This window comes from Pseudoalteromonas sp. Z9A6, from assembly GCF_011378805.1.
GTDB lineage: Bacteria > Pseudomonadota > Gammaproteobacteria > Enterobacterales > Alteromonadaceae > Pseudoalteromonas > Pseudoalteromonas distincta.
On the sequence record NZ_WTKZ01000003.1, the window covers coordinates 135,301 to 155,989 of the forward strand.

The following is a 20,689-nucleotide window of genomic DNA, read 5'->3' on the forward strand; positions in this document are numbered from 1 at the left end:
GCATCTGTGTATTACAATTAATTAAGCGTATAAGCTTATTTAGGAGTGTAAAACAAATCCCCTAATTTATGCTCTAGCATAAAGCTTCGCGTTAAACGAAGTACTTGTTTGGCTGTGGATTGCGCTAAGCATTCACTTAATAGTTGCTCCATGTCACTGACATTCAAACGCCTAAGAACCCATTTAACTTTATTAAGTGATGATAAGTTCATACTAAGGCGTCTGTAACCCATGGCAATAAGCAAAATAGCACCTTCAGGATCGCCGCCTAGTTCACCACACAAACTAAATGGCAGTTCATATTGCTCACATTCGCGCGCTACTTTATTTAGCACCCTGAGTACGCCCGGGTGATAAGGGCTAAAAAGTTCGGCAACTCGTGCATTAGCCCTGTCTACTGCTAATAAATACTGTGTTAAATCGTTACTACCTACTGAGCAAAAATCGACTTTTTTTGACCACTCAGGAAGCATAAATACACTTGAAGGTACCTCTAGCATTATACCTATGTCGGGTCTTTCTATTGTTTGCTCTGGGTATTTTTCACTTAACTCAAAATAAGCCTGTTCAAATAACGCAAGTGACTCATCAACTTCTTCAGTACCGCTGATCATAGGGAGCATTATTTTTAGATTGCCTAAACCAATATTTGCTTTAAGCATCGCTTTTAATTGATCTAAAAATAACTCTGGGTGATCAAGGCTGATACGAATACCACGCCAGCCTAAAAATGGGTTTTCTTCGGTAATGTTAAAGTAATCGAGTACCTTATCGCCTCCAATATCCAATGTACGCATAACCACAGGATTAGGGTGATAGCTAGTTAGTACTTCCCGATACCAGTTTTCTTGCTCTAATTGCGAAGGAAACTGACCTTTTTGCATAAACCACGCTTCGGTTCGATAAAGCCCCACTCCGTCACAAATATGCGCGCTACTTTGCTCGGTATTAAGCTCAAGGCCTGCGTTTAATAATAAGCTAACATGCTCACCGTCAAGCGTAATTGATTCTGAATCTTGCTCTGCTAAAAAGCGGTTATTAAGTAGGTTATCTTGATGCTGTAACTCTGTGTATTCATCCATCAACATTTGCGAAGGCGATATATATAAACGCCCAGCAAATGCATCTAAAATCATCGGTTTACCATTAAACTGCAGTAGAGGTAAATCTTCTATACCCCAAATGGCAGGGATCCCCATCGCACGCGTTAATATAGAAGCATGGCTATTTGCAGAGCCATTTACGCTTACAACGCCTGTTAAGTGACCTTTTGGCACCTCAGCTAGCATGGCGGGTGTTAAGGTATTAGCAATTAAAATAGTGTTGGCCGGATAATTTTTAACAGCGTGCTCGGTATTTACAAGATGGTGTAATACGCGAAGACCAATGTCTTTAACGTCAACAGCACGCTCTTTTATATAAGGGTCTTGCATGGCATTAAATTGAGATATTAAACGCTCTATTACAATTTTTAGGGCGCTTTTAGCACACCAGCCTTCTTGTAATTGCATTTCAACATTATGCCCTAAACTTTTAGCGTCAAGCAGTTGTTGATACACATCAAATACCGCAAGAGCTTCGTGCGGAATAGAATCGCTTAGCGTCATAGATAGGGTATTAAATTCTTTGCGCGTTGCAGCTACAGCTTGTGTAAACAAACGGCGCTGCTCAGTAACGTCACTGTCTTTTAAAAGCTCAATAGATTTAAAATCGAGTTTTGGTAATACAACAAATGCTTGCCCTATACCTATTCCAGGCGCGCTCGATACGCCTTTTAAAACAGACGTTTGATGAGATGACTCATCTTGGCGGAGTATTTCTTTAATTTCAGCATGCGCTAACTGTGAAGCAAGCTGGGCAGAAAGCGTTATTAAAAACGACTCTTCGTCTTGGCTAAATACACGTGCCATTTTTTGTTGAACAACAATAACGCCCAGTACTTTTTTTTGATGAACAACGGGTACAGATAAAAAAGCGTTGTAGCCTTCTTCATTTACTTCGGGGGAGAGCTTAAAGCGAGGATGTGATTTAGCAAATGCAATATTAATAGGTTCTTCGCGTTGTGCTACTAGGCCCACTAAGCCTTCGGTAAACCCAATTCTAAACTTACCCACCGCATCAGGATTTAACCCTTCGGTAGCCATAAGTACAAAATTGTCTTGGCTGTAATCTGCAAAATAAATGGAGCAGCACTGGGTTTTCATGGCATCTTTAACCATTTGCACAAAGCACACTAATGCGCTGTCTAAATTCGCTTGTCGCGATACAGACTCCGCAATAGATCTCAGTGTAGCCAGCATACCCTGCTCCTTTATTGTATCGAGAAATTACTACCTTTTACTCCGCCAATGATCTTTATGTTGTTCTCTCTTATTAAAAGGCATGGCGAAAGGAGCAAACTCTTTCATTACTCGTCGATAAACATCCCGTTTAAACGATACAACCTGTCTTACAGGATACCAATAACTTACCCAGCGCCAATCATCAAACTCTGGATGATGGGTTTTAAGTAAATTTACATCTTCGTCTTTACAGCGTAATTTTAGTAAAAACCATTTTTGTTTTTGCCCAATACACACCGGACTAGAGTCTCGGCGGATTAATCGTTTGGGTAATTTATAGCGTAACCAATGTTTTGAGCTTGCGACTATTTCTACATCTTCTGGTCGCAACCCTACTTCTTCGTGTAATTCACGGTACATGGTTTGTTCTGCAGTTTCGCCATCATCAACACCACCTTGGGGAAATTGCCAAGAGTGTTGACCATAACGTCTGGCCCAAAAAACCTGTCCCTGATTATTGCAAATCACAATTCCGACATTGGCACGAAAACCTTCGGCATCAATCACCTTAGTGCCTCATTTGTAAGTCGATTTTTAATGATTGTTCCACATTAGCCGCAATACGGCAAATACTATTATACCCAAGCCAATTAGTGAGCTAAGTTTGAGCTTTTAGTATGTTGATAAATTAATAGAGAATAGGTAAATATTTAGAAAATAACTCAGCAAAGCTATTGCGGTTCTTGTTTTCCTCTAGTTACTCACAGTTTGTGCATAACTTTTGTAAAACACGCTCATTTTGCAAACAAATCCACAATATTAGATCTTAAAACTTAGCTTCTCCACAGATTCTGTGGATAAACATGTTCATATAGTTGTATTTATCCTTACAACTTTTAAATGGCTTAATCAAAACTGAACGTGCACATTTAAAAAAACCTGCAGAGTCAGTAACTTAAAGTAAAGTAGCTTAATTTCAATATGTGCAAAATTAACACAAACAACAAGCGAGCAAAAAACGTACAACCCTAAAGATATCCACGGCTTAGCCTATTTGCTATCATGGCTATGGTATTTATACAACCGAAATTAAGAATATGCGACCTACAAAACCACACTCAATAAACGACTTAATGCAACGCGTTAACAGTATTGCCGGATTAACGCTAGGACAACTTGCTAACAAGTATAATTTTAAAACGCCAGATGATTTTCTACGTGAAAAAGGCTGGACTGGGCAACTCATTGAATACGTACTAGGCGCTACTGCAGGCTCAAAACCCCTCCCCGATTTTGAAGATTTAGGAATTGAGCTAAAAACACTGCCTATTTCTTATAAAGGTAGGCCACTGGAAACTACGTTTGTATCGGTTACACCTTTAATGAACGTGACAGGAATGACGTGGCATACCAGCTCTGTGCGTAAAAAACTAAATCATGTTTTATGGCTCCCAATTTTAAGCGAACGTGATATTGCGCCGTTTGACAGAACCATCGGCAGCGGCTTTTTCTGGCAGCCCTCACCTGAACAAGACGCTTTGTTACAACGCGACTGGGAAGAGCAAATGGAGCTAATTGCGCTAGGTAGAGTCGACGAAATATCAGGCCATTTAGGCGATGCTATGCAAATACGCCCCAAAGCTGCACATAGTAAAATAGTCACTGATGCTATTGGCCCAAATGGGCAAATAATTAAAACCCTACCCCGTGGTTTTTATTTAAAAACCAGTTTTACAGGTGATATTTTAAAGCAGCAGTTTCAGCTATGAGTGCGTAAGAAGTTAAAGCATGAATAAAGCGTTATACTTTTGTGTTCCACTCTTTAGTGCTGCGGACATCAACAAGCTTGAAGCCTACAATTTATTTTCATCTCTTTGGAAAAAGTATCAGGCATAAAAAATCCCCGCATAGGCGAGGATTTTATCATCTAAAGTTAAAAGTTAGATTCTATATAGAATAGAATTACTGACCTTTAACTTCTTTAAGACCGTTGTACGGTGCTTTATCACCTAATTGCTCTTCAATACGTAGCAATTGGTTGTACTTTGCAACACGGTCAGAACGGCTCAATGAACCTGTTTTGATTTGACCTGCGGCCGTACCCACTGCTAAATCAGCAATTGTTGAATCTTCAGTTTCACCAGAACGGTGAGAAATAACAACAGTAAAACCAGCATCTTTAGCCATTTTGATTGCAGCTAAAGTTTCAGTTAAAGAACCGATTTGGTTAAACTTAATTAAGATTGAGTTAGCAATACCGTTGTCGATACCACGTTTTAAAATCTTAGTGTTAGTTACGAATAAGTCATCACCTACTAATTGGATTTTATCACCCATTAGTTTAGTTTGGTGTGCAAAGCCATCCCAATCTGACTCATCAAGACCATCTTCGATAGAAACGATTGGGTACTGATTAGTAAGATCTTGTAAGAAGAAGTTAAATTCTTCAGAAGTGAATTTTTTACCTTCACCTTTAAGATCGTAGATGTTTGCTTCTTTATCGTAAAACTCAGATGCAGCACAATCCATCGCTAAAGTAATATCTTTACCTAGCTCGTAACCTGCGTTTGCAACAGCTACTTTGATTGCAGCAAGAGCCGCTTCGTTAGATGCAAGGTTAGGTGCAAAACCACCTTCATCGCCAACCGCTGTTGAGTGACCATCAGCTTTAAGCACTTTAGCAAGGCTGTGGAATACTTCAGCGCCCATACGTAGGCCTTCGCGGAAGTTTTTAGCGCCAACAGGTTGGATCATGAATTCTTGAATATCTACAGAGTTATCTGCGTGCTCACCACCATTGATGATGTTCATCATTGGAAGTGGCATAGAGTAAACACCTGGTGTGCCATTTAAGTCAGCAATATGCTCATAAAGCTCAACTTTTTTAGACTGTGCAGCTGCTTTCGCAGTTGCTAGTGATACAGCTAAGATTGCGTTTGCACCTAATTTTTCTTTATTTTCGGTACCATCTAAATCTAGCATCACTTTATCAACAGCGTTTTGATCTAATGCATTTTGACCAGCTAAAGCATCAGCAATTTCTTTATTAATATAACCAACTGCTTTTAATACGCCTTTACCTAAGTAACGTGATTTATCACCGTCGCGTAACTCTAATGCTTCACGAGTACCAGTAGATGCGCCTGAAGGTGCTGCTGCACGACCCCAAGAACCATCTGCTAAATGTACGTCTGCTTCAACAGTTGGGTTACCACGCGAGTCCATAATTTCGCGACCGATTACTTTTACGATTTCTGACATCTTGATTCCTCTATATTCCCAAAATGGTGAGTTCAGCTAACTTTACTACGTTTTATATAGCTTAGTCAGCCCTTAAAACAAAAAAGCCGTGCAATATGCACGGCTTTTAAAATTACGAATTCGCTTTTTGGTGGATGTGCGCAGCTGCTACAAACCCTTCAAATAACGGATGACCATCACGTGGCGTTGACGTGAATTCCGGGTGGAACTGCGCGGCAATAAACCATGGGTGATCTTTATTTTCGATAATTTCTACCAGTTTTTTATCTTCTGATAAACCAGTAAAGCTTAAGCCTGCTTTTTCAAGTATTTCTACGAAGTTATTATTTACTTCGTAGCGATGACGATGACGTTCAACAATTTCGTCGCTGCCATATACTCCATGTACTTTAGAACCAGGCGTTAAATGACATTTTTGTGCGCCTAAACGCATAGTGCCACCTAAATCAGATTTTTCGCTACGTGTTTCAACATTACCTTCAGCATCTAGCCATTCAGTAATTAAGCCAACTACCGGTGCTTCTGAATTTGCATTAAATTCTGTAGAGTTTGCATCCGTTAAACCTGCAACATTACGTGCATATTCAATTAATGCTACTTGCATCCCTAAACAAATACCTAAGTATGGTACTTTATTTTCACGTGCATATTTAGCTGCTAAAATTTTACCTTCAACACCGCGTCCGCCAAATCCACCCGGTACTAAAATAGCATCTAAGTGTGAAAGTAATTCAACACCTTTGCTTTCTAAGTCTTGTGAATCTACGTATTCAATGTTGATTGTTAGGCGGTTTTTAAGACCCGCATGCTTTAATGCTTCGTTAACCGATTTGTACGCATCTGGTAATTCAATATATTTACCAACCATACCAATGGTCACTTCACCCGTTGGGTTAGACTCTTGATAAAGTACTTGTTCCCACTCAGCTAAATCAGCTTCTGGTGGATCTAAGTGAAAACGACGACATACAAAGTTATCTAATTCTTGTGTTTTTAATAACGCAGGAATTTTGTAAATGCTGTCTACATCGGGTAGTGAAATAACCGCTTTTTCTTCTACGTTTGTGAATAATGAGATTTTTGCACGCTCATTATTAGGTAGTTTACGGTCTGAACGACAAATAAGGATATCTGGTTGAATACCTACTGAGCGTAACTCTTTAACAGAGTGCTGAGTTGGTTTTGTTTTAACTTCACCGGCAGGGCCTAAAAATGGCACTAGCGTTAAGTGAATAAATAGCGCGCGTTCGCGACCAATTTCAGTTCCCATCTGACGAATTGCTTCAATAAACGGTTGTGATTCAATATCACCTACAGTGCCGCCAATTTCTACAATAGCAATGTCATAACCTTCAGCACCGTCGTATACACGTTGCTTAATATCGTTAGTGATATGTGGAATGACCTGAATAGTAGCACCTAGGTATTCACCACGGCGCTCACGACGTAATACGTCTTCATATACACGGCCTTGTGTGAAGTTATTACGACTAGTCATTTTGGTACGGATAAAACGCTCGTAGTGACCTAAATCAAGGTCAGTTTCTGCGCCGTCTTCTGTAACGTAAACTTCACCGTGTTGAATTGGGCTCATTGTGCCTGGGTCAACGTTGATGTAAGGATCCAGCTTTAAAATGGTAACATTTAAACCACGGGCTTCTAAAATAGCGGCCAGTGAAGCTGCGGCAATACCTTTACCCAACGAAGAAACAACTCCGCCAGTAACGAAGATAAATTTTGTACTCATGCGAACCCTAGAATATCAGGAATTAAAAGGAATATAACACCCAAAGAAGAGCCTAAGGGTATATCATCAAGACGGGGCGAAATTGTACCAAAACACTGCTTATCAATCCAGCTAAAATTAGCTAATACGCGCACAAAAAATGTGCACTATTTAACATTAAGCCTATTTTACTTTTTTAATCGCATCCCACGCACTATCCATCTCTTCAAAGGTTGCTGTATCTAAGCTTTTACCTTGCGCATGCAAATAAGCGTTTACCTTTTCAAAACGCGCTGAAAACTTATCATTAGCGCTACGAAGCAATTGTTCGGGATCTCGTTTAACATGGCGTACAACATTAACAGTGGCAAAAAGTAAGTCGCCGAGTTCTTCCGCTGTATGATCAGATAGCGGGTCTTGCTCAATCGCTTCTTTTACTTCAAGCACTTCTTCACTCACTTTATCTAGTGCACCATGATACGTTGGCCAATCAAAGCCAAGGGAAGCCACGCGTTGTTGAATTTTTTTTGCTTTGCTTAAGCTTGGCATATTGCCAGGGATATCTTGCCAAAAAGAAGGGGATTCGGTTTGCGCTCTAGCACTTCGCTCCTGTGCTTTGATTGCTTGCCACTGCTGCGATAATTGATCGTCTGTTAGCTCTTTTTTTTCACCAAACACATGCGGGTGACGACGGGTAAGCTTATCGTTTAATTGCTCTACTAGATCATTAAAATCAAATAGATTTTGCTCTTGTGCAAGTTGCGCATAAAAAACTATTTGAAATAGCAAATCACCCAATTCACCTTTAAGCTCATCTAAGTTGCCTGATTCAATACAGTCGGCAACTTCGTACGCTTCTTCTAGCGTATGCGGCACAATAGATTTAAAATCTTGCTTGAGATCCCACGGACAACCGCCCTTGGGATCTCGCAGTGTTTTCATTATGCTAAGAAGTTGTGTAAGCGCTGTATTATCATTCATGATTAATGACCACGCTTGGCATCATGTACACCTTCAATTTGGTGTAATTTAGAAAGAACACGGTTAGTACCCGATAAGTCATGTACTTCTATTTGCATTGTAAATATAGCTAACTGATTATCTTCAACCGTATTTACGTTCATGTTTAAAACATTTACTTTTTCGTTAGCAAGTACTGAGCTTATATCGCGTATTAGCCCTGAACGGTCGGTGGCTTCTATTTTAATACTTAGTGCGTACGAGCCGTTGATATCATCAGACCAACTTACCGAAATAACACGCTCAGGATGCTGGTTTTTTAAGTTATTAAACGAATCACAGTCTTCCTTATGAACACCTATTCCTCGACCTTGCGTTATATAACCTATTATTTCATCGCCAGGTACTGGGCGACAGCACTTGGCTACATGGCTCATTAAGCTGCCAACGCCATCAACTACAATGCCGTTTTTGTCACCAGTTACTTTACTTGGTGCTTTAATGCGAATAACCGGCTCATCTTCAGTCCGATCACTTACAAAGTTAAGCATTTGATTGAGGCGAACATCGCCCGCACCAATCGCAACCATTAAGTCATCCAGCTCTTTAAAGTTAAAACGCTTAATGGCTGGCTCTAAATCTTTGTATGTTAAATTGAGCTTTTGTAATTCACTGTCGAGAATTTCTTTCCCCGCACTTAAGTTTTTGTCGCGGTCGAGCTGTTTAAACCAGTGATGAATTTTGGCTCTAGCACGGGATGATTTAATGTATCCTAATGACGGGTTTAACCAATCACGACTTGGATTTGGTTGTTTTTGGGTGAGTATTTCTACCTGATCCCCTGTTGTAAGTTGATGCGTAAACGGCACTATTTTGCCGAATATTTTTGCACCAATACAACGATGCCCCACATTTGAGTGGATGTAGTAAGCAAAATCAAGCGGTGTAGCGCCAAGTGGTAAATCGATAATATCGCCGCTTGGGGTAAATATGTATACGCGATCTTCTACTACTTGGTTTTTAAGCTCTTCTGCTAAATCGCCGCCATCGACTACTTCTTCTTGCCATTGCAGTAATTTACGCAACCAGCTGATTTTTTGCTCATAACCCGAGCCGCGCCCTGGTAATGCACCTTCTTTGTACATCCAGTGTGCAGCCACCCCTAACTCAGCATCTTGATGCATGTCGCTGGTACGAATTTGTATCTCTACCGTTTTACCTTCAGGTCCAAATACCACGGTATGAATTGACTGATAGCCGTTTTGTTTTGGGGTTGCTACATAGTCGTCAAACTCTTTATTAAGATGACGCCAATTGGTGTGCACAATGCCCAGCGCACCGTAGCAGTCTTGCAATCGTTCAACGACGATACGCATTGCCCGAATATCAAAAAGCTGATCAAACTCGTAGTTTTTTTGCTGCATTTTTTTATAAATGCTGTAAATGTGCTTAGGGCGACCATAAACTTGGGCTTCTATGCCCGCTTCACTTAAACGGCTTTTTACTTGCTCAACCATATCTTCCATGTAGGCTTCGCGTGTAAGGCGTTTGTCGTCAAGTTGTTTGGCTATGCTTTTATAGGTGCCTGGGTGCAAATATCTAAACGATAAATCTTCTAGTTCCCATTTTAATTGCCCTATTCCTAATCTGTTTGCCAATGGTGCAAAAATATCAGCCGTTTCTTTAGCGGCAATGACGCGGTCTTCTTCATCCGCATTTTTTACATTGCGTAAATGACATACCTGCTCGGCAAGCTTAATGACCACGGCGCGCACATCTTCAACCATGGTTAATAACATTTTTCGAATATTATCAACTTGCATAGTGCCTTTACCTTGATGCGATAAAGTACTAATAGTGGCCATTTGTGCAACCCCAGTTAGCAGCATGGCAATGTTATTCCCAAGCTGCTCTTCGATGGTTTCAAGCGATATTAAGTCGTTTAAAAAATACGGGGTTAAATACGCAGTAGCTAACGATTCGGGGTCGAGATTTAGCTCAGCTAAAATTTCAACCATTTCGATTGCAGTAGTTTGCCTGCTTTCACTATCACATTTTACGCAGAGCGCTTGGGCTTTAGTAAGTAGCTCTGTTTTTTCGTCAGACAAGGCAAGAAATGAAAGCCGAGTGCTAAAATCTGTTGTCTCATCTTGTTGATGTGATTGTCGTGTAGCTACCATAATGCGTTCTACCTCCGTTGAAATAACGCCATAGTTTCAATATGCCCTGTATGAGGAAACATATTCATTAGCCCAATTTTATTAAGATCAAAGCCAGCTTGTGAAATAATTGCGCTGTCACGGGCTAAAGTAACAGGGTCACAAGAGACATATAAAATAGTTTTAAACTGCTTTAAAGATAATTGCTCTAATACAGCCATAGCACCAGTCCTGGAAGGATCGAGTACAAGCACATCTAAGTTTTTGCTAAACCATGGGGCGCTCTGTATGCTTTGGGTTAAATCAAAGCAATGAAACTGCGCATTGGTAATAGAGTTAGTTTGCGCATTTTGAGCAGCCATTGCAACCGCTGAAGTCACACCTTCTACACCAATTACAGATTTTGCTTGTTTTGCTAACACTAATGAGAAATTACCAATACCACAAAATAAATCCAATAAATTTTCATCACCTTTTAAATCAAGCCAATTTGCAGCTTGCTTTAACATAGCTTCGTTAACTTGTGCATTTACCTGAATAAAATTACCTAAACCAAATTCAAATTTTAGATCAAATTCTTTAAGATAATAAAATGGCATGGCTAAGTGTGAATGTTCTATTGCATCTCTCTCGCTTTGCCATACAATTTCAAACTGCTGGCTTTTTGTTATGTGCTCAACCAAAGCCTTTGTATCATCATTAATTGCTTTAGTGTGACGAATAACAACAAAGTTTTGTTTATCACTTTGGCATAACTGTAAATGGCTTATACTGTGCAGTGCTTTGTGTTGATTAATTAAATCATCAAAAAGTGTAAAAACATCTGTAAATACTTCATCAAGTACTGCACATTTATTAATACTCACAATATTTTTTGAGCCACTTGCTCTGTAACCCACGCGCATTTTTTTAGCTGCTTTATCAAACATAACAGCTATACGAGCGCTGCGTCTGTAATGCACAGGTTTACTTAATAATGGGGCTTGCCAGTTTAAGCTGTTTAATTTAGCAAACTTACTAAATAACTGAGTAACTGCAGTTTGTTTTTCTACAACTTGTTGGCTTTCTTCTAAATGCTGTAATTGGCAACCACCACACTGATTATAGTGCTCACAAAAAGCATCTACTCTTGATTCACTCGCTTTAATAACTTTAATTACTTTTGCGCTGCTGTATTTAGCTTTATCTTCGACGAGTGTTGCTTTGACTGTTTCGTTTGGTAATGCACCGCTTACAAAACATACTTTATTGTTATGTTTAGCAATGCCACGCCCTTGATGATCCATTCCCGTTATAGTTAATTCTAGTGTTTGTTGCTTTAACGGTTTTTTTTTCGCTTTAAAAATTTGCGCCATTAGGCATTACCTTAACTTTATTTATGAAGCACCTATATTTAGATGCTTTAGAATGCGTGTTGAACCGTATATACTCAAGTCATACTAATAACGATAAAACGCTCTCATTATGACCAAATTAGGCTTACGCGATTCTGTTTTAACACTGACCCTGATCCCAACGGTGATCATAGGATTACTACTTGGTGGCTATTTTACAATAAATCGTTACATTGAGCTTGATGAAATTTTATATCAGCAAGGCACTACTATTTCTGAGCCCCTTGCTATTGCGCTTGAGCAACCCATGCTCGAAAAAAACAAACAGCTATTGAATCGCCTTATAAGTTACACACATAACAAGCACTCCCCTACAATTAAGTCGATTGCAATTTTTGATAAAAATAATGCGCTATTAATGACCAGTAATTATCACCGCTCATTTGAAAAGTTAATTAGTCAAAAAACGCTCATAAATTTAAAAACCACCCATGTGCAAAAGTCAGATGAGCTTGTTACATTTTTCACCCCCATTATTAACCATACAAGTCACGATTCTAAATGGGACCCGTCGGCTTTTCAGTCATCTCTGGGCACCGTTATTATACAGCTAAACAAAGACCAAGCTGTTATAGGGCAACAACGAGCTTTATTAATTAGCGGTATTGTGATTATTTTATCATTGGTGTTTGCAGCTATTTTAGCTTTAAGGTTAAGCCGCATGTTTATGACGCCGCTTAATAAGTTAGTACTTGCAACCGACAAGTTAGTTGAAGGTAAAAGAAGTACTGGCCTTAACGACAACATGATTGGTGAGTTTGAGTTACTTCGAGAAGGCTTAAACACCATTGCTCACACTATGGTGATGCAAAAAGATGAAATGCAAAAAAATATTGATCAAGCAACAAGCGACTACCGCGAAACACTAGAGCAATACGAAACGTCAAATATAGAGCTCTCGTTTGCTAAAAAAGAAGCGCAAGATGCTAACCGTGTAAAATCAGACTTTTTAGCTAAAATGAGTCACGAGCTTCGTACTCCGTTAAACGGTGTTATTGGGTTTACACGCCAGCTTTATAAAACACCGCTGAATAAACATCAAAAAGATTACCTCGACACTATTATGCTCTCAGCAAATAGTTTAATGACTATTATTAGCGACATTCTAGACTTCTCAAAACTAGAAGCAGGTGCAATGGAGCTTGAGTCGATACAGTTTCAACTTCGTGATGCTGTAAATGAAGTAATGACACTACTCGCTCCTAGCGCACACGATAAGCAATTAGAGCTATCCATTTACATTAACCAACAAGTACCGGATGACTTAACAGGCGATCCCACTCGCTTTAAACAAGTCTTAATAAACCTATTAAGTAATGCGATTAAATTTACCGAAAAAGGCTCTATTAAGGTCGACATAAGCCATCGGTTACTTGACGACGAACGCACTTCTTTACTTGTGTCAGTAACAGATACTGGCGTGGGTATACCTATGGATAAGCAAGACTCTTTATTCACTCCATTTGGGCAAGCAGACTCAAGCATTACACGTAAGTTTGGTGGTACAGGCCTTGGTCTTATTATTACCAAGCATATTGTTGAAGCAATGAGTGGTCGTATAACGTTAAATTCTGCGCCTGGTAACGGTACCTGCTTTACATTCAATAGTGTGTTTAGTTTGCCAAATCACGTATTTACAAATGACTTACCGACTAAATCGCTCATTGGTAAGCGTATCTTATATTTAGAGCCACATGAGCATACGCACCATGCCGTACTTTCGTTATTAACCCAGTGGGAATCAAACGTTACGGCATGCTTTAACGAAACTAGCTTTTTAGACGCTATAAAAAATACTGAACATAAATATGACGTTTGCTTAATTGGCCATATGGCATCAGTTGATGATATGCAGCAACTAAAAAGCTATGTAAAAGCCGTGCGTGAATCTACTGATTACTTATATTTAATGCTTAATACTGTATCGCACAATATGCGAGAAGCCTTTATAGGCAGCGGAGCTGATGCATGTTTAAGTAAACCACTTAATCACCGTAAGTTATGTGAAGTACTTGCCGCACCTTACAGACTTGACCACCCGACTCATAATATTGAACAAAACGATCAAGCTTTGCTGGCGTTAAAAGTATTGGTTGTTGATGATAACGATGCCAATTTAAAACTTCTCCATACTTTATTAAGTGAACAGATTGAAGTAATAGAAACGGCTCATAATGGTTCACAAGCATACAGCTTAAGTAAAAGTCATAAATACGACATAATTTTTATGGATATACAAATGCCAATTATGGACGGTATAACCGCATGTAAGCTTATACAAGAATCATCACTTAATGAAGATACACCCATTATCGCTGTAACGGCACACGCCCTTCAAAGCGAAAAAGAGCAACTGTTAAAAGATGGCTTTAAAGGCTATTTAACTAAGCCTATTGATGAAGATATGCTTAAACAAATTATTAGCGATCATAGTCCACAGACCCCGGTTAATCGCGATAAAGCTAAAACAGATACACCACAAAGCCCGGCTCCATTTCAAAGTAGTCGAATTGATTGGGCACAAGCCCTGCAGCGTGCTGGCGGAAAGAGCGAGTTAGCGCTAGAGATGCTTAATATGCTACTTCTAAGCGTCCCTGAAACTCTTACATTGCTTGCTAAAGCGATAGAGAGTAATGATTGTCAGCAAGTCCTAAGTATTGTCCACAAGTTTCATGGCGCATGTTGTTACACTGGTGTACCAAAACTTAAATCGCTCGCAGAAACAATTGAAACATCGCTTAAAAATAAATGCTTGTTAGAGAATATTGAACCTGAATTATTTGAGTTACAGGACGAGCTTGAAAACCTACTTGCAGATGCAAGTGTGACCGAACTGCAAAGATAAGCTTAGAATTTTAGATACAAAAAAACGCGGTATTTACCGCGTTTTTTTATTAATCTTTTTAAATACTTATATTTGCTTATCTTACATTCTTGCTTCAATCATTAATCTTTTCATGTCACGTACGGCTTTATCGAGCCCATCTATCGCTGCACGAGCAATAATAGCGTGACCAATATTTAGCTCATAAATCTCAGGCATTGCGGCGATTGGTTTCACGTTATGATAATGAAGACCATGGCCAGCGTTAACAATCAAACCTAAGCTTGCTGCGTATTTAACACCTTCACGAATGTGCTCTAACTCTTTGTGTAAATCAGTATCATTTGTAGCATCGGCGTACGCGCCTGTGTGTATTTCTACATAAGGAGCACCACATTCTTTGGCTGCATCTAACTGTGCTTTATCTGCATCAATAAATAGCGATACTTTAATACCCGCTTCGGTAAGCGTTTTTGTTGCTGCTTTAATTTTATCTATATTACCGGCTACGTCTAAGCCACCTTCGGTTGTTAATTCTTCGCGCTTTTCAGGTACTAAACACACGTACTCAGGTTTTACTTCAAGCGCGATTTTTATCATTTCATCGGTAACAGCGGTTTCAAGGTTCATACGAGTTTGAATGGTTTTAGCCATTACGTAAACGTCGCGATCTTGAATATGGCGTCTGTCTTCACGTAAGTGAATCGTAATACCGTCTGCGCCTGCATGCTCTGCTACACTGGCTGCATGAGCGGGATCTGGATAGCTTGTTCCACGCGCTTGGCGAAGTGTTGCAATATGATCTACGTTTACACCCAAAAGAATATCTTTCATTTTCTTACCTGTAAAATTACGTTTATTGAGAGGCCATAAATAGCTCGCGGCTTTTTAATGGTTTACTACCTAATAAGGGTTTTAATAAATAGCGACTTAATTGCTTTGCCATATATAGCACATCATTTTGGCTAAAGTCATGATTTGCTATGGCGTTGAGTTGTTTGCCACTAAATCCAGAACGTGTATCTTCTTGTACTAAAAAACCAAGTTCGGGGAAATAACTATACGTCTGCTTTTCATCTATTGGTTCACCACTGGCGTCAAAACTAAAATCCACGCCATAACCGAGTAATTCCAATAGTTGAAACTCGTATGAGCGAAGCACCTCTTGTAAATTAGCCCCGCTGTTTAGGTTTGATAGATGAGTTTTATATAGCTCAAATACTTGTTCAATTGGCTCGTTAACAGGAACGATACGATTTGTAAGCTCATTTAAATAAAAACCACAATAAAGCTCATCACCTTTTAAAAAGTGCGAGTTCCCATGCAGTTCAAACTTATTGATATATTTTAAATCGTACTTGCCACTGTAATTAACAAGCAGTGCCTGAAACGGCTGAAGTTGTGCTTTATGTTTAGTGGCCTGGCGACCACTAATTCGGGCCAGCATTCTTAACTGACCAACGCCTTCTACAAGCATATCTAACATTACTTGGGAGTCACTATAAGGACGCCGATGTAATAAATACGCGGTGTAGAAGTCGCTATCCATTCACTAAGCTACTGCTTGGTTTAGTCTTCACTGTAACCTAAGCTTCTTAGTGCACGTTCATCGTCAGCCCAACCCGACTTAACTTTAACCCAAAGCTCTAAGAATACTTTGTTATCAAGCATTTCTTCTATGTCTTTACGGGCTTCACGACCAATGGTTTTTAGCTTTTCGCCTTTATTACCAATAACCATGCGTTTTTGTGTTTCGCGCTCAACAAGAATTAACCCGTTGATATGCCAAATACCGTTGTCTTGCCATTTAAACTGCTCAATTTCAACAGTTACAGAATACGGCAATTCTTCGCCCATAAAACGCATTAGTTTTTCACGAATTACTTCAGCTGCCATAAAGCGCATTGAACGGTCAGTTACATAATCTTCCGGAAAGTAAAATTCGCAAGGAGGTAAGCGTTTAGTTACTTCTGCTTTGATTAAATCAACATTTTTACCTTGCGTTGCCGATACAGGCATAATTCCAACAAAATCAAACTTGTCACTTAACCACTTCATATGAGGCAACACAAGGTCACGGTCTTTAACTTGGTCTATTTTATTAATAACCAATAATACCGGCTTACCACTTTGCGATACTTTATTAAGTACCATGTCGTCATCGGCATTCCAATGAGTGCCCTCAACTACAAAAATAATAAGCTCTACATCGCCGATAGAACTAGACGCGGCACGGTTCATTAAACGGTTAATCGCACGTTTTTCTTCAACGTGTAGACCTGGTGTATCTATGTATACCGCTTGGTGTTTACCTTCGGTATGAATACCCATAATACGATGACGCGTGGTTTGTGGTTTACGTGAGGTAATACTCACTTTTTGCTCAATAATTTCATTAAGCAAAGTCGACTTACCTACGTTTGGGCGCCCTACAATAGCAACCATTCCACAAAACGTATCTACATCACCTTCATGAGGCTGTATTAGGGTATCAAGGTTCATTTTTAAGTATCTTCAATGCTTTTTCAGCAGCTTTTTGTTCGGCTTTACGGCGCGAGCTACCTACAGAAATTATGCTATCCATTCCATCAACAATACATTCGACCGTGAATGTTTGATTGTGTGCTTGGCCTTTGGTATCAACCACAGTGTAACCCGGTAAAGATAATTTACGGGCTTGCAAATACTCTTGCAGCAGGGTCTTCGGATCTTTTTGGTTAAGCCCTGGTGAAATAGCATCTAATCGTGATTCGTACCATGACAATATAAGATCGCCACAGCTATCAATACCTGAATCTAAAAATGCAGCGCCAATAATAGCCTCTACTGCATCAGCAAGCGTTGACTCACGACGGAATCCGCCACTTTTAAGCTCGCCCGGCCCTAAGCGTAAATAATCACCTAGGCCAAATTCAAGACCAAACTCGGCAAGTGTTTGACCACGCACAAGCGTTGAGCGCATGCGGCTTAAATCGCCTTCACGCGCTTTAGGAAATTTGGCATAAAGTGCATTGGCAATCACAAAGCTTAAAATAGAGTCGCCTAAAAATTCTAGTCGCTCATTATGCTGGCCTTTGTGGCTGCGGTGCGTCATTGCTTGCTCAAGTAAACCTTGATCGGCAAATTCATAGCCAATTTTTTTATATAATTCTGTTACATTTTTTTTCATCGTTACTGAATATTACCTAGGCGCTCAAAGCGAACACCAGTTGGAACCCATCCTGGTAAAATATCATCAGGGCCATTCTCAAATTCAAAACTCATCCATATAAAGACAGCTTTACCCACCAAGTTTTCTTTTGGTACAAAGCCCCAAAAGCGACCATCTTGGCTGTTGTCGCGGTTATCACCCATCATAAAATAATGATCAGCAGGAACAGTCCATTCATCAGAAGGCGTGCCCGGTTGCTGGTAGTAACGCCCTTTTCTCTCAGGCGCTTGTGGGTTGATTAATATATCATGCGTAACTGTTGTTAAATTTTCATTTACACGAGCTAGAGGCATTGGGCCTTGTTTAAATTCGTTATCATTAATTAGTTTAAAATCAATTTTATTGAATTCATTACATAAAAGCTCACCCTGCTGGGTTTCGCCTTCTTTACAATTTGGCTGAATATATAAACGTTTATCGCGATAAACAATTTTATCGCCAGGTAAACCAATTGTACGTTTAATATAGTCAACATTTTCATCTAAAGGGTATTTAAAAACAACAATATCACCACGCACAGGCTGCCCAATATCAACTAATTGAGTACGCCAAACAGGGTCTTTTATTCCATATGAATACTTTTGTACTAAAATAAAATCACCTACTAATAATGTAGGCATCATTGAACCGGATGGAATTTGAAACGGTTCAAAGATAAATGATCTAAAAATAGTAATTGCTGCAATCATCGGGAAAATCGACTTTGCTGTTTCTGTTAGTACTGGTTCTGGTGCAATTAATGCCGCAGTTTCTTCATCTAACGGAGCTCCAGCAGACGTTTGCGCTATCGCTAAGCGCTCCTGCCTTTTTGGGGCGTACATTAAGTGATCTATTAACCATATTAAGCCTGAGCCTAAAGTTAATAACACCAATAAAACTGAAAAATAACCAGCCATTTATAATCCTTTGTTTTTATTTGCCAACTTTTAAAATAGCTAAAAACGCTTCTTGAGGCACTTCAACATTACCTACTTGCTTCATACGTTTTTTACCATCTTTTTGCTTTTTAAGTAGCTTTTTCTTACGACTCACATCACCGCCGTAACACTTAGCAATTACGTTTTTACGTAATTGTTTTACCGTAGTACGGGCAATAACATGTTGTCCGATAGCAGCTTGAATCGCTATATCAAACATTTGACGTGGGATAAGCTCTTTTAACGCATCAGCTAACTGGCGACCACGAGACTGTGCACCATCTCTGTGAACAATTATCGCAAGTGCGTCAACGCGCTCACCATTGATTAAAATATCAACACGCACCATATCTGATGTTTGAAAGTGTTTAAAGTTATAATCAAGCGACGCAAAACCACGGCTAGTTGATTTTAATTTATCAAAGAAGTCCATCACCACTTCAGCCATAGGTAGCTCGTAAGTTACAGCTACTTGCTTTCCGTGATAAGTCATTTTTGTTTGGCTACCACGTTTTTCAATACACAAAGTAATAACGTTACCTAGGTATTCTTGTGGTACCAAAATATTAGCTTCAACAATCGGCTCACGAATCTCTACAATATCGTTTACTGCAGGCAAATCAGATGGATTATCAATCTGAAATGTACCTTCTTTAGTAACTATCTCATAGATTACCGTAGGTGCTGTTGTAATTAAATCAATATCGTATTCACGCTCTAAACGCTCTTGAATGATTTCCATGTGTAGCATACCTAAAAAGCCACAGCGGAAACCAAAGCCTAGTGCAGTTGAATTCTCTGGTTCAAAGAATAACGACGCATCGTTTAAGCTTAATTTATTAAGTGCATCACGGAACGATTCATACTCATCTGATGCAATTGGGAACATACCCGCATAAACCTGAGGCTTAATTTTTTGAAAGCCCGGTAAGCGAAGTGGAGCTGCATTTTTTTGATGAGTAATAGTGTCACCTACTGGCGCACCATGTATCTCTTTAATACCAGCAATAACAAACCCTACTTCACCTGTTCTTAAAATACCGGTGTTGGTTTGCTTAGGAGTGAACACACCTACTTGGTCGGCAGTATGTATATGCTCGTTCGACATTATTTTTATTTTGTCGCCAGTGCGTAATTCACCGTGCTTAATACGCACTAGTGATACAACGCCTTGGTATGGGTCAAACCAAGAATCGATAATAAGTGCTTGTAAAGGTGCATCTTTGTCGCCTACTGGCGGCGGTACATCTTTAACAATCATTTCAAGAACTTCGGCAATACCTACACCTGTTTTAGCGCTACACTGCACTGCATCAAGGGCATCAATACCAATAATCTCTTCAATTTCTTCTGCAACACGTAAAGGATCCGCTTGCGGTAAATCGATTTTATTAAGTACTGGAATTACTTCTAATTCCATTTCAATAGCGGTGTAACAGTTAGCTAGTGTTTGTGCTTCAACGCCTTGGCCTGCATCAACAACAAGCAACGCGCCTTCACAAGCAGCTAAAGATCGTGAAACTTCATACGTAAAATCAACGTGTCCTGGAGTATCAATAAAATTAAGTTGGTAGGTTTCGCCGTCGTTCGCTTTGTAATTCAACGTTACACTTTGCGCTTTAATGGTAATACCACGTTCGCGCTCAATATCCATTGAATCCAAAACTTGTTTTTGCATTTCACGGTCGGTTAAACCGCCACAAACTTGGATCAAACGATCTGAAAGGGTCGATTTACCATGGTCAATATGGGCGATGATCGAAAAATTACGGATATGCTTCATAAACTGGATTCTATACTTCTATTTTAATGGACTAAATATGAATACCTAAGTGACTTGAAAATACTTGCTTTAGGATGCCATAAGCTAAATTTGTATATAACAAACAGTACTTACGCTTTTTAAGATGGGTTACAACCATTTTATGTATTGAATAACAATAAGTTATATTTAC

Annotated in this window: 15 protein-coding genes; 2 read left to right on the forward strand and 13 right to left on the reverse strand. The window is 39.5% G+C overall.

The window, feature by feature from the left end:
- Positions 1-35 precede the first annotated feature (35 nt).
- Positions 36-2,300: a phosphoenolpyruvate--protein phosphotransferase gene (gene ptsP, locus GQR53_RS02210; RefSeq protein ID WP_165742741.1), complete on the reverse strand. Its 2,265-nt coding sequence runs from the start codon at positions 2,298-2,300 to the stop codon at positions 36-38.
- A gap of 30 nt (positions 2,301-2,330) precedes the next feature.
- Positions 2,331-2,849, reverse strand: a complete 519-nt coding sequence (gene rppH, locus GQR53_RS02215; protein ID WP_002958704.1) for an RNA pyrophosphohydrolase — start codon at positions 2,847-2,849, stop codon at positions 2,331-2,333.
- Between the two features lie 530 nt (positions 2,850-3,379).
- Here rppH and mutH point away from each other — a divergent pair.
- Complete coding sequence (gene mutH, locus GQR53_RS02220; protein WP_165742742.1) at positions 3,380-4,051, forward strand: DNA mismatch repair endonuclease MutH; 672 nt, start codon at positions 3,380-3,382, stop codon at positions 4,049-4,051.
- 193 nt (positions 4,052-4,244) lie between these two features.
- Here mutH and eno read toward each other — a convergent pair whose 3' ends face one another.
- The 5 genes from eno to rlmD form a co-directional block, all read right to left on the reverse strand.
- Positions 4,245-5,543, reverse strand: a complete 1,299-nt coding sequence (gene eno, locus GQR53_RS02225; RefSeq protein WP_002958706.1) for a phosphopyruvate hydratase — start codon at positions 5,541-5,543, stop codon at positions 4,245-4,247.
- Positions 5,544-5,655: 112 nt separating this feature from the next.
- Positions 5,656-7,290: a CTP synthase gene (locus GQR53_RS02230; RefSeq protein ID WP_033020682.1), complete on the reverse strand. Its 1,635-nt coding sequence runs from the start codon at positions 7,288-7,290 to the stop codon at positions 5,656-5,658.
- Between the two features lie 162 nt (positions 7,291-7,452).
- Positions 7,453-8,250 (reverse strand): nucleoside triphosphate pyrophosphohydrolase, encoded by a 798-nt coding sequence (gene mazG / locus GQR53_RS02235; protein ID WP_165742743.1) that lies wholly within the window; start codon positions 8,248-8,250, stop codon positions 7,453-7,455.
- A gap of 2 nt (positions 8,251-8,252) precedes the next feature.
- Positions 8,253-10,409, reverse strand: coding sequence for a GTP diphosphokinase (relA, locus tag GQR53_RS02240; RefSeq protein WP_165742744.1), 2,157 nt, complete (start codon positions 10,407-10,409; stop codon positions 8,253-8,255).
- A gap of 8 nt (positions 10,410-10,417) precedes the next feature.
- On the reverse strand, positions 10,418-11,743 hold the full coding sequence (gene rlmD, locus GQR53_RS02245; protein ID WP_165742745.1) for a 23S rRNA (uracil(1939)-C(5))-methyltransferase RlmD: 1,326 nt from the start codon (positions 11,741-11,743) through the stop codon (positions 10,418-10,420).
- Positions 11,744-11,852: 109 nt separating this feature from the next.
- Between rlmD and barA the strand changes: the two genes are divergently transcribed.
- Complete coding sequence (gene barA / locus GQR53_RS02250) at positions 11,853-14,627, forward strand: two-component sensor histidine kinase BarA (RefSeq protein ID WP_165742746.1); 2,775 nt, start codon at positions 11,853-11,855, stop codon at positions 14,625-14,627.
- Between the two features lie 81 nt (positions 14,628-14,708).
- Here the strand turns inward: barA and pdxJ are convergent, their stop codons facing one another.
- From pdxJ to lepA, 6 genes are read right to left on the reverse strand one after another with little or no spacing between them, the layout of a single operon-like run.
- The gene (gene pdxJ, locus GQR53_RS02255) at positions 14,709-15,440 is read right to left on the reverse strand and encodes a pyridoxine 5'-phosphate synthase (protein ID WP_002958712.1); all 732 of its coding nucleotides are present in this window, start codon (positions 15,438-15,440) and stop codon (positions 14,709-14,711) included.
- A 22-nt stretch (positions 15,441-15,462) separates the two neighbouring features.
- A complete protein-coding gene (recO, locus tag GQR53_RS02260) occupies positions 15,463-16,155 on the reverse strand; it encodes a DNA repair protein RecO (RefSeq protein ID WP_002958713.1) in 693 nt (230 codons plus the stop codon).
- A gap of 20 nt (positions 16,156-16,175) precedes the next feature.
- Positions 16,176-17,108, reverse strand: a complete 933-nt coding sequence (gene era, locus GQR53_RS02265) for a GTPase Era (protein ID WP_002958714.1) — start codon at positions 17,106-17,108, stop codon at positions 16,176-16,178.
- Positions 17,098-17,775: a ribonuclease III gene (gene rnc, locus GQR53_RS02270; RefSeq protein WP_002958715.1), complete on the reverse strand. Its 678-nt coding sequence runs from the start codon at positions 17,773-17,775 to the stop codon at positions 17,098-17,100. Before rnc ends, era begins: the two co-directional genes overlap by 11 nt.
- A 2-nt stretch (positions 17,776-17,777) precedes the next feature.
- On the reverse strand, positions 17,778-18,713 hold the full coding sequence (gene lepB / locus GQR53_RS02275; protein ID WP_024604704.1) for a signal peptidase I: 936 nt from the start codon (positions 18,711-18,713) through the stop codon (positions 17,778-17,780).
- Positions 18,714-18,729: 16 nt separating this feature from the next.
- Positions 18,730-20,517 (reverse strand): translation elongation factor 4, encoded by a 1,788-nt coding sequence (lepA, locus tag GQR53_RS02280; RefSeq protein WP_002958717.1) that lies wholly within the window; start codon positions 20,515-20,517, stop codon positions 18,730-18,732.
- Between the last annotated feature and the right edge of the window lie 172 nt (positions 20,518-20,689).

Coding starts and splice junctions, on each gene's coding strand:
- ptsP (WP_165742741.1), bottom strand. CDS start 2,300: ATGCTGGCTACACTGAGATCTATTGCGGAGTCTGTATCGCGACAAGCG.
- mutH (WP_165742742.1), top strand. CDS start 3,380: ATGCGACCTACAAAACCACACTCAATAAACGACTTAATGCAACGCGTT.
- eno (WP_002958706.1), bottom strand. CDS start 5,543: ATGTCAGAAATCGTAAAAGTAATCGGTCGCGAAATTATGGACTCGCGT.
- GQR53_RS02230 (WP_033020682.1), bottom strand. CDS start 7,290: ATGAGTACAAAATTTATCTTCGTTACTGGCGGAGTTGTTTCTTCGTTG.
- mazG (WP_165742743.1), bottom strand. CDS start 8,250: ATGAATGATAATACAGCGCTTACACAACTTCTTAGCATAATGAAAACA.
- relA (WP_165742744.1), bottom strand. CDS start 10,409: ATGGTAGCTACACGACAATCACATCAACAAGATGAGACAACAGATTTT.
- rlmD (WP_165742745.1), bottom strand. CDS start 11,743: ATGGCGCAAATTTTTAAAGCGAAAAAAAAACCGTTAAAGCAACAAACA.
- barA (WP_165742746.1), top strand. CDS start 11,853: ATGACCAAATTAGGCTTACGCGATTCTGTTTTAACACTGACCCTGATC.
- pdxJ (WP_002958712.1), bottom strand. CDS start 15,440: ATGAAAGATATTCTTTTGGGTGTAAACGTAGATCATATTGCAACACTT.
- recO (WP_002958713.1), bottom strand. CDS start 16,155: ATGGATAGCGACTTCTACACCGCGTATTTATTACATCGGCGTCCTTAT.
- era (WP_002958714.1), bottom strand. CDS start 17,108: ATGAACCTTGATACCCTAATACAGCCTCATGAAGGTGATGTAGATACG.
- rnc (WP_002958715.1), bottom strand. CDS start 17,775: ATGAAAAAAAATGTAACAGAATTATATAAAAAAATTGGCTATGAATTT.
- lepB (WP_024604704.1), bottom strand. CDS start 18,713: ATGGCTGGTTATTTTTCAGTTTTATTGGTGTTATTAACTTTAGGCTCA.
- lepA (WP_002958717.1), bottom strand. CDS start 20,517: ATGAAGCATATCCGTAATTTTTCGATCATCGCCCATATTGACCATGGT.